This is a genomic window from Streptomyces sp. NBC_00569 (assembly GCF_036345255.1).
Taxonomy (GTDB): domain Bacteria; phylum Actinomycetota; class Actinomycetes; order Streptomycetales; family Streptomycetaceae; genus Streptomyces.
The window spans coordinates 8,868,266-8,884,364 of the sequence record NZ_CP107783.1 but is presented as its reverse complement, the minus strand read 5'-3'; the positions used below and the strand labels follow the sequence as shown (position 1 = coordinate 8,884,364).

General features: G+C 70.6%; 11 protein-coding genes. 4 read left to right on the top strand and 7 right to left on the bottom strand.

Translation table 11 applies throughout. The features are described 5' to 3' along the window. Window positions 1-9: 9 nt before the first annotated feature. Together OHO83_RS40080 and paaK are read left to right on the top strand one after the other, a co-directional pair. Window positions 10-801, top strand: a complete 792-nt coding sequence (locus OHO83_RS40080; RefSeq protein ID WP_266666863.1) for a GNAT family N-acetyltransferase — start codon at window positions 10-12, stop codon at window positions 799-801. A gap of 163 nt (window positions 802-964) precedes the next feature. Beyond that, window positions 965-2,260 carry a phenylacetate--CoA ligase PaaK gene (gene paaK, locus OHO83_RS40075; RefSeq protein WP_266666865.1) on the top strand — a complete coding sequence of 432 codons (1,296 nt, stop codon included), beginning with the start codon at window positions 965-967 and terminating at the stop codon, window positions 2,258-2,260. A gap of 47 nt (window positions 2,261-2,307) precedes the next feature. Here paaK and thrS read toward each other — a convergent pair whose 3' ends face one another. Both thrS and OHO83_RS40065 read right to left on the bottom strand, forming a co-directional pair. Then, entirely contained in the window at window positions 2,308-3,642 is a 1,335-nt protein-coding gene (gene thrS, locus OHO83_RS40070) for a threonine--tRNA ligase (protein ID WP_266666867.1), read from the bottom strand. 196 nt (window positions 3,643-3,838) lie between these two features. Continuing rightward, on the bottom strand, window positions 3,839-5,359 hold the full coding sequence (locus OHO83_RS40065; protein ID WP_266666869.1) for an acyl-CoA synthetase: 1,521 nt from the start codon (window positions 5,357-5,359) through the stop codon (window positions 3,839-3,841). Window positions 5,360-5,499: 140 nt separating this feature from the next. Here OHO83_RS40065 and OHO83_RS40060 point away from each other — a divergent pair, with 140 nt between their 5' ends. Then, window positions 5,500-7,917: a penicillin acylase family protein gene (locus OHO83_RS40060; RefSeq protein ID WP_266666871.1), complete on the top strand. Its 2,418-nt coding sequence runs from the start codon at window positions 5,500-5,502 to the stop codon at window positions 7,915-7,917. 59 nt (window positions 7,918-7,976) lie between these two features. Here OHO83_RS40060 and OHO83_RS40055 read toward each other — a convergent pair whose 3' ends face one another. Both OHO83_RS40055 and OHO83_RS40050 read right to left on the bottom strand, forming a co-directional pair. Next, complete coding sequence (locus OHO83_RS40055; RefSeq protein ID WP_266666873.1) at window positions 7,977-9,548, bottom strand: acyl-CoA synthetase; 1,572 nt, start codon at window positions 9,546-9,548, stop codon at window positions 7,977-7,979. Next, complete coding sequence (locus tag OHO83_RS40050; RefSeq protein WP_266666875.1) at window positions 9,545-10,672, bottom strand: NAD(P)H-dependent flavin oxidoreductase; 1,128 nt, start codon at window positions 10,670-10,672, stop codon at window positions 9,545-9,547. The genes OHO83_RS40055 and OHO83_RS40050 overlap by 4 nt, the downstream gene beginning before the upstream one ends. A 161-nt stretch (window positions 10,673-10,833) precedes the next feature. Here OHO83_RS40050 and OHO83_RS40045 point away from each other — a divergent pair, with 161 nt between their 5' ends. Further along, on the top strand, window positions 10,834-12,654 hold the full coding sequence (locus OHO83_RS40045; RefSeq protein ID WP_266666876.1) for a serine hydrolase: 1,821 nt from the start codon (window positions 10,834-10,836) through the stop codon (window positions 12,652-12,654). Here the strand turns inward: OHO83_RS40045 and OHO83_RS40040 are convergent. The 3 genes from OHO83_RS40040 to OHO83_RS40030 all read right to left on the bottom strand — a co-directional run bounded on the left by OHO83_RS40040 (window position 12,643) and on the right by OHO83_RS40030 (window position 15,994). Further along, window positions 12,643-13,002 carry a hypothetical protein gene (locus OHO83_RS40040; protein ID WP_266666878.1) on the bottom strand — a complete coding sequence of 120 codons (360 nt, stop codon included), beginning with the start codon at window positions 13,000-13,002 and terminating at the stop codon, window positions 12,643-12,645. The two genes, OHO83_RS40045 and OHO83_RS40040, sit on opposite strands and share 12 nt — an antisense overlap. Window positions 13,003-13,084: 82 nt before the next feature. Further along, the gene (gene tnpB / locus OHO83_RS40035) at window positions 13,085-14,557 is read right to left on the bottom strand and encodes an IS607 family element RNA-guided endonuclease TnpB (RefSeq protein ID WP_266666880.1); all 1,473 of its coding nucleotides are present in this window, start codon (window positions 14,555-14,557) and stop codon (window positions 13,085-13,087) included. Between the two features lie 372 nt (window positions 14,558-14,929). Beyond that, entirely contained in the window at window positions 14,930-15,994 is a 1,065-nt protein-coding gene (locus OHO83_RS40030) for a LacI family DNA-binding transcriptional regulator (RefSeq protein WP_266666882.1), read from the bottom strand. Window positions 15,995-16,099 lie beyond the last annotated feature (105 nt).

Genomic DNA, 16,099 nt, shown 5'->3' with positions numbered 1-16,099 from the left:
AGTGGCCGGATGGATCATCAAGCGGTGTTGTCCCGGTTCGACCGGCAGATGAGGCGGAACGCCGAGCCCGACGGCCCTGGGGGGCGGGTGGAGCGGGTGGACGGCGTGGTGCGGCAGACCGGCGCCGAGGTCGGCTCCTGGAACGGCGTCGTGTGGTCGGACCTCGACCAGAACTCGGCGGACGCGGCGATCGCCGCCCAGGTCCGACATTTCACCGAGCTCGGACGCGAATTCGAGTGGAAGGTGTACGGGCACGACCTGCCGCACGACCTTCCGCAGCGGCTCACGGCCGCCGGATTCGTCCCCGAGCCCGTGGAGACGCTCCTGGTCGCCGAGGTCGCGGACCTGCCGACGGACGTCCCGCCCCCCGAAGGAATCCGGCTGCTCCCCGTCACCGACGAGACGGGCGTCGACCTCATGTCGCAGGTGCACGACAAGGCCTTCGGAAGGAGTCTCGGCCTCACCCGGCAGCAGCTCCTCGCCCAGCTCGCCGAGGACCCGGACGCCGCGCCCGCGGTACTCGCACTGGCCGGGGACGTGCCGGTGAGCGCGGCCCGCATGGAGACGCACCCGGGCACGGACTTCGCGAGCCTGTGGGGCGGCGGCACGGTCGCCGAGTGGCGCGGGCGCGGGATCTACCGCAGCCTCGTCGCGTTCCGTACCCGCATCGCCGCCGAGCGCGGCTACCGCTACCTCCAAGTCGACGCCTCCAGCATGAGCCGCCCGATCCTGGAGCGCCTCGGCTTCACGGCTCTGAGCACCACGACTCCCTACGTCCACGGCGCCGCCGGCGGCTCCTGAGGCCTCCCGGCGGCCATTGAGTCCGTCCCGCCTCTTGACGCCTGCCCCCGCCCCTTGAATTACTGACCCTGAACGGATCAACCGAATGATCGGTCGGCCGATTCGCCCATGATGTGGATCCGGGTGGACGGCCGGCCCTCAGGGCTCGGGAGTGCGGTCGACGATGACAGAACTGCTGGACGCGGGGGAACAGCTCGGCCCCGAGCAGCTGCACGCACAGCAGCTGGAGCGGCTGCGGGCGACACTGCGCCGCGTGTACGAGCGGGTGCCGTTCTACCGCGCGTCCTTCGACAAGGCGGGCGTGCACCCCGACGACTGCCGCTCGCTCGCCGACCTGGCCCGCTTCCCGTTCACGACGAAGACCGACCTGCGGGACAACTACCCCTTCGGGATGTTCGCCGTACCGGAGACGGATGTGCGCCGGCTGCACGCGTCCAGCGGGACCACGGGCCTGCCCACCGTCGTGGGCTACACGGAGAACGACCTCTCCATGTGGGCCGACATGGTGGCGCGCTCCCTGCGCGCGGCGGGCGCCCGGCCCGGCCACAAGGTCCATGTCGCGTACGGATACGGCCTGTTCACGGGCGGGCTCGGCGCGCACTACGGCGCCGAGCGGCTCGGCTGCACGGTCATTCCCGCGTCCGGCGGCATGACCGCCCGCCAGGTGCGGCTGATCCTGGACTTCCGCCCCGAGGTCATCATGGTCACCCCCTCGTACATGCTGACGATCCTCGACGAGTTCGAGCGCCAGGGCGTCGACCCGCGCAGCACGTCGCTCGAGGTCGGAGTCTTCGGCGCCGAACCGTGGACCGAGGAGATGCGCCGCGAGATCGAGGAGCGCTTCGCCATCGACGCCGTCGACATCTACGGCCTGTCGGAGGTGATGGGCCCGGGCGTCGCCCAGGAGTGCGTCGAGACGAAGGACGGGCTGCACATCTGGGAGGACCAGTTCTATCCGGAGGTCGTCGACCCGATCACCGGAGAGGTCCTGCCGGACGGTGAGCAGGGTGAGCTGGTGTTCACCTCGCTCACCAAGGAGGCCATGCCCGTGATCCGCTACCGGACACGCGACCTGACCCGGCTTCTGCCCGGCACGGCCCGCCCCTCCTTCCGCCGTATGGAGAAGGTGACGGGCCGCAGTGACGACATGGTGATCCTGCGCGGGGTGAACCTCTTCCCGACCCAGGTCGAGGAGATCGTCCTGCGCACGCCGGGCGTCGCCCCGCACTTCCAGCTCCGGCTGACCCGCGAGGGCCGCATGGACGCCCTGACGGTACGCGCGGAGGCCCGCGCCGACGCGACCGCTTCCGAGCGCGACGCGGCGGCCCGCGCCATCGCGACCGGCGTGAAGGACGGCATCGGCGTCTCGGTGACCGTGGAGGTCGTGGACCCGGAGACGCTGGAGCGGTCGGTGGGCAAGATCAAGCGCATTGTGGACCTGCGGGGGCGGGAGGCGTGAGCCGTACGGCGGGGGCCTGCGCGCCTGCCCCCGCCGGGCCGCCCTCGTCAGCTCGCGTCGTCCCACAGGTCGTGCGCGTACCCGTCCACGACCGCCCCGATCCTGGTGAGCGCCTCCTCGGCGGGCAGCGGTGCGGGGCGGCGGCCGTCACGCAGGCGCAGCGCGACCCGGCCGTCCACCGCCTCTCTCGCACCGATGACCGCCTGGTACGGCACGAGGCGGGCCTCCCGGACGCGGGCGCCCAGGGTGCCGCGCTCGGGGCCCGCGACCTCGGCCCGCAGACCCAGCTCGGCGCACCGGTGCGCAAAGGCGTCGGCGTGCGCCGACTCGGCGTCCGAGATCGGCAGGATCGCCACCTGGGTGGGGGCGAGCCACGCCGGGAAGGCGCCGCCGTGCTCCTCGATGAGGTGCGCGACGGCCCGTTCCACGCTGCCGATGATGCTGCGGTGGACCATCACGGGACGGTGTTTCGCCCCGTCCGGGCCGATGTAGTGCAGGTCGAAGCGCTCCGGCTGGTGGAAGTCGACCTGGACGGTCGAGAGGGTCGACTCGCGCCCCGCACCGTCGACGACCTGCACGTCGATCTTGGGACCGTAGAAGGCGGCCTCACCCTCGGCGGCCTCGTAGGGAAGGCCCGACCGGTCGAGGACCTCGGTGAGCAGCGCGGTGGAGCGCTGCCACATCTGCGGGGCGGCGACGTACTTGCCGCCCGGCCCCGGCAGTGAGAGCCGGTAGCGCGCCGGGGTGACGCCCAGCGCCTCGTAGGCCCCGCGGATCATCTCCAGCGCCGCCTGCGCCTCGGCGGCGACCTGGTCGAGGGCGCAGAAGATGTGCGCGTCGTTGAGCTGGATGGCCCGTACGCGGGTCAGGCCGCCGAGCACGCCCGACAGCTCAGAGCGGTACATGCCGCCCAACTCCGCCATGCGCAGCGGCAGTTCGCGGTAACTGTGGGAGCGGGAGCGATAGATCACGGCGTGGTGGGGACAGAGGCTGGGCCGGAGGACGACCTGCTCGCCGCCCAAATCCATCGGGGGAAACATGTCGTCGCTGTAGTGCGACCAGTGCCCCGAGATCTCGTACAGCTCGCGCTTGCCGAGGACCGGCGAGTACACGTGCCGGTAGCCGGCCCGCCGCTCAGCGGTGCGGATGTACTCCTCGAGGGTGTGCCGCACGACCGCGCCGTCGGGCAGCCAGTAGGGCAGGCCCGCCCCGATCAGCGGGTCGGTGTCGAAGAGGCCGAACTCGCGACCGAGCTTGCGGTGGTCGTGCTGCGGGCGCTCGTGGGGCGGGTGTTCCTGCCCGTGCTTCTCGTGCTGCCCGTGCTTGTGCGGGTCCTGCTTCAGTGGGTCGTGCTTCTGCGGGCCCTGCTTCTGCTGGTTCATTTCGGGATCCCTCGCGGTCGTCGGGCGAGTGGTCCCATGGCGAAGCCCCGGGGCACTCGCCCCGGGGCTTCGGACAATCACAGCTGTCAGCGCGCCGGGACACTCTCCGGCGTCGTCGTCCTGACAGCAGCGCGTCGCTTCATGCCCGGACCGTAACAGGGCCCCGGCCGGGCCCGCGCGTCATTTTCCGGCGGGCTCAGTCCGCCGTACCGAACCGGTCCCGCAGTTCCCGCTTGAGGATCTTGCCGCTGGCGTTGCGCGGGAGTTCGTCCACGAAGACGATCCGTTTGGGCGCCTTGAAGTGGGCGAGCTTCTCGCGTGCGTGGTCGATGAGCTCCCTCTCGGTGACCTCGCCGCCACGGACGACGACGGCCGTGACGGCCTCGATCCAGCGCTCGTCGGGCAGTCCGATGACGGCGGTCTCGGCCACCTGCGGGTGGGTGTAGAGCGCGTCCTCGACCTGCCGTGAGGCGACGAGCACTCCCCCGGAGTTGATGACGTCCTTCACACGGTCGACGACGGTGAAATAGCCCTCGACGTCGCGCACCGCCAGGTCCCCCGAGCGGAACCAGCCGTCCCGGAAGGCTGCCTCGGTCTCCTGAGGCTTGTCCCAGTAGCCGTCACACAACTGCGGTGAGCGGTAGACCACTTCACCGGCGGTGCCGTCGGGCACCTCCTTGCCGTCCTCGTCGACGACCCGTGCCTCGACAAACAGGACGGGCCGCCCGCAGGAGTCCATGCGGCCCTCGTGCTCGTCGGGGCCGAGGACGGTGGCGAGCGGTCCGATCTCGCTCTGGCCGAAGCAGTTGTAGAAGGCGAGTCCGGGCAGGTGCGCGCGGAGCCGTTCCAGGACCGGTACCGGCATGATCGAGGCGCCGTAGAAGGCCTTACGCAGGCCGCTCAGGTCCCGCGTCGCGAAGTCCGGATGCTGCGAGAGACCGATCCAGACGGTGGGCGGCGCGAAGAGGCTGTCGGCGTCACCCGCCTCGACGAGGTCGAAGATCTTCACGGCGTCCGGCGCGTCGAGAATCGTGTTCTGCGCGCCGACGGCGAGGTACGGCAGCAGGAACACGTGCATCTGCGCCGAGTGGTAGAGCGGCAGGGAGTGGACGGGCCGGTCCGTCTCCGCGAGGCCGAGGGCGTGGATCGCGCTGACGTACTCGTGGACGAGCGCCCGGTGCGACATCATCGCGCCCTTGGGCAGCGCGGTCGTGCCGGAGGTGTACAGGAGCTGCACCAAGTCGTCGGCGTCGGGCTGCTGTCCGTCGTACGGCTCGGCGGACGGGATCCGGGCGAGAAGGGAGTCGTCCGCGTCGCGCAGTGCCAGGCTGCGCACGCCCGCGGGGAGCCGGTCCGCCAGGTCGGGGTCGGTCAGTACGAGCGCGCAGCCCGACTGGCCGACGATGTACGAGAGGTCGTCTCCCGTGAGGTTCTGGTTGACCGGCACGTGCACGAGCCCGGCGCGCGAACAGGCCAGGAAGCCGATCAGGTAGGCGTCCGAGTTGTGCCCGTAGGCGCCGACGCGGTCCCCTCGTTCAAGGCCCAGGCCACGCAGCGCGCCGGCCGCGCGCGAGACGGCCGCGTCGAGTTCGGCGTACGTCCAAGTGCGCGGGCCGTAGCGGACGGCGACGCGCTCGGGGGCGCGTCGTGCGCTGCGGCGCAGCGTCCCGTCGACCGTGCTGGCACGTACGTCTTGTTCATCCCGGACACCCGTCATGGCGCGATCCTGTGCCCCGGCCGACACGAAATCAAGGCCGATGACGCGCGTCACGCGAAGGCCCCACCGGACGCCACCCTTCCGTGCCTACCCGTTGGTACGCTCAACCGCCCCTTCCCTCACTCCAGTTGGGAGGCACGATGCGCACCCGCCCGAGACGTCTCGCGGTCGTCGGCTTCGCCCTGTTGACCGCGTTGAGCACCACGGCCTCGCTCCCGCCGTCGGCCGCCGGCGGCCACGGCCGGCCCGAGCACCACCCGCACGGCGGCGGCCTGTCCGCCACGATCCGCTACACCGAGTACGGCATTCCGCACATCGTCGCCAAGGACTACGCGGGCCTGGGCTTCGGCACCGGGTGGGCGCAGGCGGCCGACCAGGTGTGCGCGCTCGCCGACGGATTCGCCACCGTGCGCGGGGAGCGCTCCCGCTACTTCGGGTCCGACGCTGCCCCTGACGGCTCCCTGTCGTCCGCCACGACGAACGTCTCCAGCGATCTCTACTTCCGGGGTGTCCGTGAGGCGGGCACCGTGCAGAAGCTCCTCGCCGAACCGGCGCCCGCGGGCCCGAGCCGCGAGGTGAAGGAGACGATGCGGGGCTTCGCCGCCGGGTACGACGCGTGGCTGAAGCAGAACCGGATCACCGATCCCGCCTGCAAGGGCGCGGACTGGGTGCGCCCGGTGACGACCCTGGACGTCGCGGCGCACGGCTTCGCGCTCGCCGTGCTCGGCGGACAGGGCCGCGGCGTGGACGGCATCACGGCCGCACAGCCACCTTCCGCGGGAGCTCCTGCCCGTACGCCGGACAAGGCCGCGACGGCCGCGGCCGCCAAGGAGCTGTTCTCGAGCGAGGACGCCGACATGGGGTCCAACGCCGTCGCGTTCAGCGGCGCCGCCACGGCGAACGGCCGCGGTCTGCTCCTCGGCAACCCGCACTATCCCTGGCAGGGCGGCCGCCGCTTCTGGCAGTCGCAGCAGACGATTCCCGGCGAACTGAACGTCGCCGGCGGCTCACTCCTCGGCTCGACGACGATCTCGATCGGGCACAACTCCCGTATCGCCTGGAGCCACACCGTCGCGACGGGCGTGACGCTCGATCTCCACCAGTTGACGCTGGACCCGGCCGACCCGACCTCGTATCTCGTCGACGGCAAGCCGGAGCGGATGACGAAGCGGACCGTGAGCGTCGCGGTGAAGGACGGCGCGCCGGTCACCCGCACCCAGTGGTGGACGCGGTACGGGCCGATCGTGAACTCGCTGGGGGCCTCGCTGCCGCTGCCCTGGACGGCCACGACGGCCTATGCGCTGGGCGACCCGAACGCCCTGAACCTGCGTGCCTCCGACACGGGGCTCGGGTTCAGCAAGGCACGCTCCACGGACGACGTGCTGCGCTCGCTGAAGCGCACGCAGGGACTTCCCTGGGTGAACACGATCGCCGCCGACGCGTCCGGGCACTCGCTGTTCGCGCAGGCGCAGGTGCTGCCCCGGATCACCGACGACCTGGCCGCGCGCTGCTCGACGCCGCTCGGCAAGGTGACGTATCCGGCGTCCGGCGTCGCGGTCCTGGACGGCTCGCGCGGCGACTGCGCGATCGGCTCCGACAAGGACGCCGTGCAGCCGGGCATCTTCGGACCGTCCAGGATGCCGGTCCTCAAGGACGCGCCGTACGTGGCGAACTCGAACGACAGCGCCTGGCTGGCCAACGCCGACCGGCCGCTGACAGGGTACGAGCGGGTCTTCGGGACGGTCGGCACGCAGCGGTCGATGCGGACGCGCGGCGGCGTCGAGGACGTCTCGGCGATGGCGAGTCGGGGCGCGCTCACCGTCCCCGACCTCCAGCGTCAGCAGTTCGCCGACCGGGTGCCCGCGGCGGATCTGGCGGCGGCGGACACGGCGCGCGCGTGCGCGGCCCTGCCGGGCGGCACGGCAACAGGCAGTGACGGCAAGGCCGTTGACGTGAGCCAGGCCTGTGATGTGCTCAAGAAGTGGGATCACACGATGCGCACGTCGAGCCGGGGCGCGCTGCTCTTCGACCGGTTCTGGCGCAAGCTCACGGCGGCCGTGCCGAACGACAAGCTGTGGAAGGTGCCGTTCTCGGCCGCCGACCCGGTGCGCACGCCGAACACGCTGAACACGCAAGCGCCGGGCTTCGCGACGGCTCTCGCCGACGCGGTGGGTGAGCTGCGGTCGGCCGGGATCGCCCTGGACGACCCGCTCGGCGCGCACCAGTTCGTCGTACGCGGCGGCCCGCGCATCCCCGTCCACGGCGGCACGGAGTCACTCGGCGTGTGGAACAAAGTCGAGACGGTGTGGGACGCGAAGGCGGGCGGCTACACGGAGGTCGTGCACGGGTCGAGCTACATCCAGGCCGTCGGCTGGAACGGCGGCGGCTGCCCGGTGGCCCGCACCCTGCTGACGTACTCCCAGTCCTCGGACCCCGGCTCGCCCCACTTCAGCGACCAGACGCACCTGTTCTCGGACGGGCAGTGGGTGACCTCGCGCTTCTGCGAGAAGGACATCCTGAAGTCACCGGCGCTGAAGGTGGTGCGGGTGCACGGCTGAACGACGGGAGCGGCCCGGGGAATGCCCCGGGCCGCTCCTGCGTCAGACCTCCGCGTGGGTCACATCGCGCGGGTGCGGCCCTCCCAGTAGGGGTCGCGCAGGCGACGCTTGTAGAGCTTGCCGTTCGGGTCGCGCGGCATCGTCTCGATGAAGTCGACGGTCTTGGGCCGCTTGTAGCCCGCGAGTTGGCGCTCGCAGTGAGCGAGGATCTCGGCGGCGAGCGCGTCTGAGGCGGTGTGCCCCTCCGCGGGTTCGACGACCGCCTTGACCTCCTCGCCCCAGTCGTCGTTCGGGATCCCGAAGGCCGCGGCGTCGGCGACGGCCGGGTGGGTGAGGAGCGCGGACTCGATCTCGGCGGGGTAGATGTTGACGCCGCCCGAGATGATCATGTCGATCTTGCGGTCGCGGAGGAAGAGGTATCCGTCCTCGTCGAGAATGCCGAGGTCGCCGACGGTGAAGAAGTCGCCGATACGGTTCTTCTTCGTCTTGGTCTCGTCCTTGTGGTACGAGAATCCGCCGGTGCTCATCTTCATGTAGACGGTGCCGAGTTCGCCGGGCGGCAGCCGGTTGCCGTCGTCGTCGAACACGGCGAGTTCGCTGATGGGCCAGGCCTTGCCGACCGTGCCCGGCTTCTTCAGCCAGTCCTCCGCGGTCGCGAAGGCGCCGCCGCCCTCACTGGCCGCGTAGTACTCCTCGACGCAGTGGCCCCACCAGTCGATCATCGCGCGTTTGACGTGGTCGGGGCAGGGTGCGGCGCCGTGGATGGCATGCCGCATCGCCGACACGTCGTACGCGCTCCTGACGCTGTCGGGCAGGGCGAGCAGGCGGTGGAACTGGGTCGGCACCATGTGTGTGTGCGTGCACTTGAAGGTGTCGATGAGGCGCAGCATGTCCTCGGGGGTCCACTTGTCCATCAGGACGAGAGTGTGTCCGATGTGCAGGGACGCGCCCGCGAACTGGAGCACGGCGGTGTGGTAGAGCGGCGAGCAGACGAGGTGCACGTTGTCGTCGAACGGCTTGATGCCGAAGATGCCGAGGAAGCCGCCGAGGTAGGTCTCCTCGGGGAGCTTGCCGGGCAGGGGGCGGCGGATGCCGCGGGGGCGGCCCGTGGTGCCCGAGGTGTAGTTCATGACCCAGCCGAGGGTGCGGTCGTCCGGCACCGACTCGGGCTGCCCGTCGAGGAGTCGGGCGTAGGGGCGGAAGCCGTCGACGGTTCCGACCGCGTACCGCTGCCCGGCGGGGAGCGCCGCCTCGTCGGCGGCGGCCACGGCCTGTTCGGCGAACCGCTCGTGCGCGATGAGGACCTTCGCTCCGGAGTCGGCGACGATCCAGGCGATCTCGGGGCCGACCAGATGGTGGTTGACCGGGACGAGGTAGAAGCCGGCCTGGGAGGCGGCGAGGAACGCGGTGAAGAACTCGACTCCGTTGGGCAGGACGACGGCGAACGCGTCACCTCGTTCCAGCCCGGCGGCCCGCAGGCCGTGCACGAGCTTGTTGACGTCGGCGTGCAGCCGGCCCGCGGTCCACTCCTCCCCGTCGGGTGCGACGAGGACGGTGCGGCCGGGATCCGCGGTGGCCTGGGCCCAGAATCCGTTGGGGGGCGCGCTGTCGGTGTGGGGGCCTGTGCTCACGACTGGCCGCTCCTTCCTGCGATGCGGTTGATCCGGTCGACGGCGCGCTCGAAGCCGCGCGTGAGGTCGTCGAACACGGCCTGGACGGGACGTTCGCTCGTCATCCGGCCGACGATCTGCCCGACGGGCGTGCCGAGCAGCGGATCGACCTCGTACTTCTGGATGCGGGAGACCGCCTCGGCGACGAGCAGCCCCTGGAGCGGCATGGGCAGCGTGCCGGGGCCCGACGGGTCGTCCCAGGCGTCGGTCCACTCCGTGCGGAGCTGTCGCGCGGGCTTGCCGGTCAGGGCGCGGGAGCGGACGGTGTCGCCGGACCCGGCCGCGAGGAGTTTGGCGGTGAGGGCGCGGGAGTGGAGGTCGGCCTCGGTGGTGGTGAGCCAGAGGGAGCCGAGCCAGACGCCCTGGGCGCCGAGCGCGAGGGCCGCCGCCGCCTGCTCCCCGCTGCCGATGCCGCCGGCCGCGAGGACGGGCAGCGGCGACACGGCGTCGACCACTTCGGGCGTGAGCACCATGGACGCGATCTCGCCGGTGTGCCCGCCCGCCTCGTAGCCCTGCGCGACGACGATGTCGATGCCCGCGTCCGCGTGTTTACGGGCGTGCCGGGCGCTGCCCGCGAGAGCCGCCACGAGTACGTTCTGGTCGTGGGCGCGCCGGATGACGTCGGCGGGCGGTGAACCGAGCGCGTTGGCAAGGAGTTTGATCGGGTAGTCGAAGGCGACGTCCAGCTGGCTGCGGGCTACCTGCTCCATCCAGCCGGTGATGCGCCAGCCCGAGGCCTCGCCCTCGGCGAGCTCGGGCACACCGTGCTTGGCGAGGGTGTCTCTGACGAACTGGCGGTGTCCTTCGGGGATCATCGCCTCGACATCGGCCTCGGTCAGTTTCTGGTGGCCGGGGCCCTCGACCTTCTTCGCGGGCATCACGACATCGAGCCCGTAGGGCGCGCCGTCGACGTGTTCCTCCATCCAGTCGAGGTCGCGGGCCAGGTCGTCGGGTGCGGTGTAGCGGACCGCGCCGAGCACACCGAACCCCCCGGCCCTGCTGATGGCGGCGGCCACCGCCGGGAAGGGCGTGAAGCCGAAGATGGCGTGCTCGATCCCCAGTTTCTTGCTCAGCTCCGTCTGCATGGGCGCAGAATGCCGCACTCCTCCGAACGAGGGAAGACACTTTCTGATGCTGCGTCAGATTTCTGCGGCGTCATTCCGAGGCTTGACACGACCGTAACCTGACATGAAAGTTTCATCCGTCGAGCTAGATCCCGAAAGATACTTTCAGAAGGGGTTCGTTCATGACCGACGGCGCGGCGGACAGATTGCACGACACGGACGACGGGCTCTCCCGTCGCCAACTGGGCGCGAGCGTGCTGGCGTTGAGCGGGGCACTGGCCCTCGCCCCGTTCCCGGCGGGGCCCGCCGCCGCGGCGGACACACAGACGGACGGGCACGCCGAGGGGCACGGAACCACACTGCGCCGTGGGTCCCCGGAGCGGGCCGGTCTGATCGCCGGGCATCTGCGCCAACTCGTCGCCGACGCCGAGAAGTTCCTCGCCCCCTCCCCCAAGCACCCCTGGTACGCGGGCGCCGTACTGCTCGCCGGCCGCGGTGGAACGGTCGCTCTCCACCAGCCGATCGGCAAGGCCGTGCGCTACTCGGCCTACGACGACAAGACCGACACGGGTGTGGAGTTCCCCGCCGACCAGCAGATCGCGGCGGCCGAGGACACGGTCTACGACCTGGCCTCCGTGTCGAAGCTGTTCACCTCGCTCATCGCCGTGCAGGAGATCGAGCGCGGCAAGCTGGAGCTGGAGGCGACGGTCGCCTCGTACATCCCCGACTTCGCGGGCGCCGGCAAGCAGGACATCACGATCCGTCAACTCCTTACGCACACCTCGGGATTCCGCGCCTGGATCCCCCTCTACAAGGAGACGACGCGCGAGGGACAGCTCCGGCTCATCTGGAACGAGGCGCCCCTCAACCCGCCCGGCACCGTGTACCTCTACTCCGACCTCAATCTGATCTCGCTCCAGCTGGTCCTGGAGGAGCTCACGGGACAGAGCCTGGACGTACTCCTGCGCGAGCGGATCACCGGCCCCCTCGGCATGCGCCGCACCCGTTACAACCCGCCCGCTTCCTGGAAGCCGAAGATCGCCGCGACGGAGGACGCGCGCCTGCCCTGGTCCGGCCTCGACCGCGGACTCGTCTGGGGCGAGGTGCACGACGAGAACGCGTTCGGGCTCGGCGGTGTGGCGGGCCACGCCGGTGTCTTCTCCTGCGCGTGGGACCTCGCGATCCTCGGCCGTACCCTCCTCAACGGGGGTTCCTACGGCAAGGCGCGCGTCCTGTCCGAGGAGTCCGTGCGGCTGCTGTTCACCGACTTCAACCAGGCGTTCCCCGGCGACGAGCACGGCCTCGGCTTCGAGCTCTACCAGCACTGGTACATGGGCGCGATGGCGACGCCACGCACGGCCGGGCACACCGGCTTCACCGGCACGTCCATCGTCCTCGACCCGACGACCGACTCGTTCCTCGTCGTGCTCGGCAACTCCGTGCATCCCGTGCGCACCTGGCGATCCGGCTCCGCTCCCCGGGTCGCCGCGGGGAACAACCTCGCCCGCGCCGTCGCCGTACGCCCCGCGCACGGGCGCACCTCCTGGTTCTCCGGCATGGCGAGCGCCACGTCGGCGACGCTCACGCTGCCCGCGGTCGACGTCACCTCCGACACGGCGAGCCTCGGCTGCGACCTGTGGTGGGACACGGAACCGCACTCCGACCTCCTGTATCTGGAGGTGTCGGCCGACGCCGGGGCGACCTGGCAGCCCCTGCCATTCGCCACCACCCGTAAGGGAGAGGACATTGAGGACCACCCCAAGGGCACGGCCGACGGCTGGTCGGGCCGCACCTGGCATCGCCTGAGCGCCGCTCTGGGCGCCTTCGAGGGCGGCAGCGTCCGCCTGCGCTGGCGCTACGCGACCGACCAGCTGTACGTGGGACGCGGGGTGTACGTGAACGGGGTGCGCGTCACCGACGGCCGCCGGACGGTGTTCGACGAGACACGCCCGTCCGACGCGGCCCGGATCGAGGCGGTGGGGTGGTCGCGCTCAGAGGACTGAGCGCGGTGCCGACGACGCCGATGCCTGGGCGGGCAGGCGGGTCCGGGGACGTTCGATCGCGTACAGCGTGAACGTCTCCAGCTCGGACGCCGCCGCGTCCAGGTCGAGTTCGGGATGCGTCAGCCAGTGGGACACCACGCCCTCGATGGCGCCGCCGACGGCGAGCGCCACCGTCTGCGGGTCGAACTCACGGAACACGCCCGCCCGTTGGCCGTCGGCGAGCAGCCGGGCCAGCATGCCCCAGCGCCCCACCGGGGACGCGGCGCCACTTTGCCGGTCGAGGAGCATCTCGGCGATGACGCGGACGTGGCGCCGCTCCGTCCGCTGGTAGCCGACCACCGAGCGCACATAGGCGACGACGGCCCGTTGCTGAGGTCATAGTCAGATCTCAGCAATCCGTGCGTTTGCGCACAGATGGTCCTTAACGGTGTCACCGCAGCCCGAGCTGGGCGGTGGTGTCCTGTTGAAGGTCTCGCGGTTCCTTCCGCCTGTGGGGCGGTTTTGCGCCACCTGCCCGCACCGGGTCAGCTTTGCGGCTGGCCCGGCTGGCACGGGTCTTCTGGTCGGCTCCACGCGGTTTCGGCACGCTGGGCGTGCCCCGGTCTCCGGCCACTCCGGTACCGTTTGTGCTGGCCGATGCGAGGTCGGCGAGGTTGCGGGCGGCGTTCTCGTCCCGGTCGATGACCAGGCCGCACGCGTCGCAGGAGAACACTCGGACGTGCAGGGGCAGTTTGGCTTTCACTGTCTTGCACGACGAGCAGGTTTTCGAGGACGGGTACCAGCGCGAGGCGACGACCGTGGGGCAGGCGTTGCGCTGGCCTTTGTAGGCGAGCTGACGGCGGATCTCTCCGAATCCGGCATCGGCGATCTTCCGTGCCAGACGACGGTTGCGGAGCATGCCGGCGACGTTGAGGTCTTCGACCACGACGGTGCCGTACTCGGCACGCACGGCGGTGGTGAGCTTGTGCAGGGCGTCTTCGCGGAGGTTCGCCACGCGGTGGTGCACGCGGTTGCGTTCGACGTTCGCCTTGACCCATCGTTTCGACGGTTCCCGGCGGATGGTCTTGCCGGTGGCGGGGTCGTGCACGGCCGGCCCCTGGCGGCGCGACACACGACGGGACAGACGCCGCAGCCGCTTCCGTTCGCCCTCGTAGTGCTTGGGGTTGTCGACGTACCGGATCTCCCCGGCACTGTCGGCCATCACCGCGAGCACCTTCACCCCGAGGTCGATACCGACTGCGACACCAGGACGGGCCACGCGGGTGATCTCCCGCTTGACCTCGGTCTGGAAGGACACGAACCAGCGGCCCCGCTCATGCCGCACCGTCGCGGACAGGGTGCGTGCCATTCCGGCCTGCACGCGGGCCAGAAGCTTGACGGTGGACTCATGGGTGCGGATGGTTCCGAGCACCGGCAGCGTCACGTGCCGGTCGTCGGCCACGCGGATGCTACCGGTGGTGAACCGGCACGCAAGACGGGCCTTGCGCTTGGACTTGAAACGTGGCGTACCCATGCGGGCGCCCCTGCGGCGGCCGTTCTTCGACTTCGCGTAGTTGTCGAACGCGGCAGCCGCGTTGGCCAGGCCGGTGCTGTACGCCTCCTTGGAGTTCTCGTGCCACCAGTCGGCATAGCGCGGATCGGTGCGCTTGACCTGGTTGAACTCCTTACGCAGCGCGGGCAGCGACCACGGCCGCCACGGCGTCAGCTCCTCCTCGGCGACCCCGTACGAGGCTTCCGCCTTCCGCTGCCACCACGAGGCCGTCACCCAGCCGACAGCCCAGTTGTACGCGGCCCGAGCAGCCCCGCAGTGCGACCGCAGCGCGGATTCCTGAGTCGCATTCGGGTCCAGGGCGAAACGGAACGCCTGCACCACAAAGCCCGGCTGCGCCTGGAACGTCTTCACCCTGAACACCCCCTCACTAGCCAGTCATTGACTATGCACTACGGATCACGGGACAGATCAACGGATGGATCACCAGGGGTGAAGCCTGCGAGCGGCCGGAAATCGCCCGGCGCACCCTCTGCCACCTCCACCGCCAAAGCCCGGACTTTCCCAAACCTAAGAAGATTCGAACGAACCCTCCCATGGGAGGCAAAAGCCCTGGATGCCTGGCAGGACGAGCACCCCAAGCGTCAGAGAAAAGAAGACGTTCGTTGAGATCCGAGTATGCATCCCGCAGCAGTTGTTAGCCCCCTCGGTACCTCGACCGTACCCCGGGCACACACTCCCGTTGACAGGCCCGACGTCCCTCGCGCGCGGGCCTTTGTACCCTCCTCACCGGGCACCAAGGCCTGCGGCGGGGCCCGCCGCGGTCGACTCCCGCACCACGAGCCGCGGCCGGATCAGGAGCGAACGCCCTGCGCCCGACGTGGACTCGATGCGGGCGCGCAACTGCTGGAAGGTCTCCGCCGCCATCTCCGGGAGCGGCTGACGGACGGTGGTCAGCGGCGGCTCGAAGAGCTCGGCGAGAAGGATGTCGTCGAACCCGACCACCGAGACCTCGCGGCCCGCGCTCAGCCCCGCGTCGCGCGCACCCCGGCACACGCCGATCGCGCACATGTCGTTGATCGCGACGAACCCGGTCGGCGGCTCCGGCGCGGCCAGCAATTCGCGCGCGGCCGAGCGGCCCAGTTCGGCGGACTCCTTGTCGCCGAACTCGCTGGTGGCCGCGCCCGGCCAGACCACCCCCCGGGCGGGGTCGATGCCCGCCTCCTCCAGGGCTGACCGGAATCCGCGCAGCCGCTCCCGCCGGTTGACGCTGTTGACCGAGCCGGAGACGAACGCGAGCCGCTGGTGTCCGAGGTCGAGGAGGTGGCGGGTGGCCAGTTCGGCGCCCATCGCGTTGTCGACGCTGATGCTGGCCAGGGACGGAGGGTCGCCGGCCTGGGCGGCGCGGTCGAAGGCCACCATCTTGAGCCCCCGCTTCAGCAGGGGCGCCACGTGGTCGAGTGAGGGGAGGGAGGAGCACAGCACCACCCCGCTCACCCCGTCCGCGAGGAGCTCCTCGCCGTACTTGAGCTCCCTGGCCGGGTCGCGCTCGCTGTTGCACAGGAGTACGTGGTAGCCCTCGGCGAGCGCGACGGCCTCCAGCTCACGGGCGAGAGCACCCCAGAACGGGTTCGCGACGGAGGGCACGATGAGGCCGATGACCTGGATGCGACCGGTGCGGAGCATGCGGGCCGCGCGATTGGGCCGGTAGCTCAGCCGCTCTATCGCCTGCTCGACCCGGGCCAGGGTCGCGGGCTGCATCCGGTCGGTGCGGCCGTTGAGAACGTTGGACACCGTGCTCGCGGACACCCCGGCCGCCTCCGCGACCTGATGGATCGTAACCCCGTTCAATGCCGTGCCACCTCCGGCTAGCTGCGACTTCCCGACTGTCCCGTGCAGTGTTCCACTCCAGTGTACCGATTTACTAGATCTGGTTCACAGGTTCGACAGAACGGC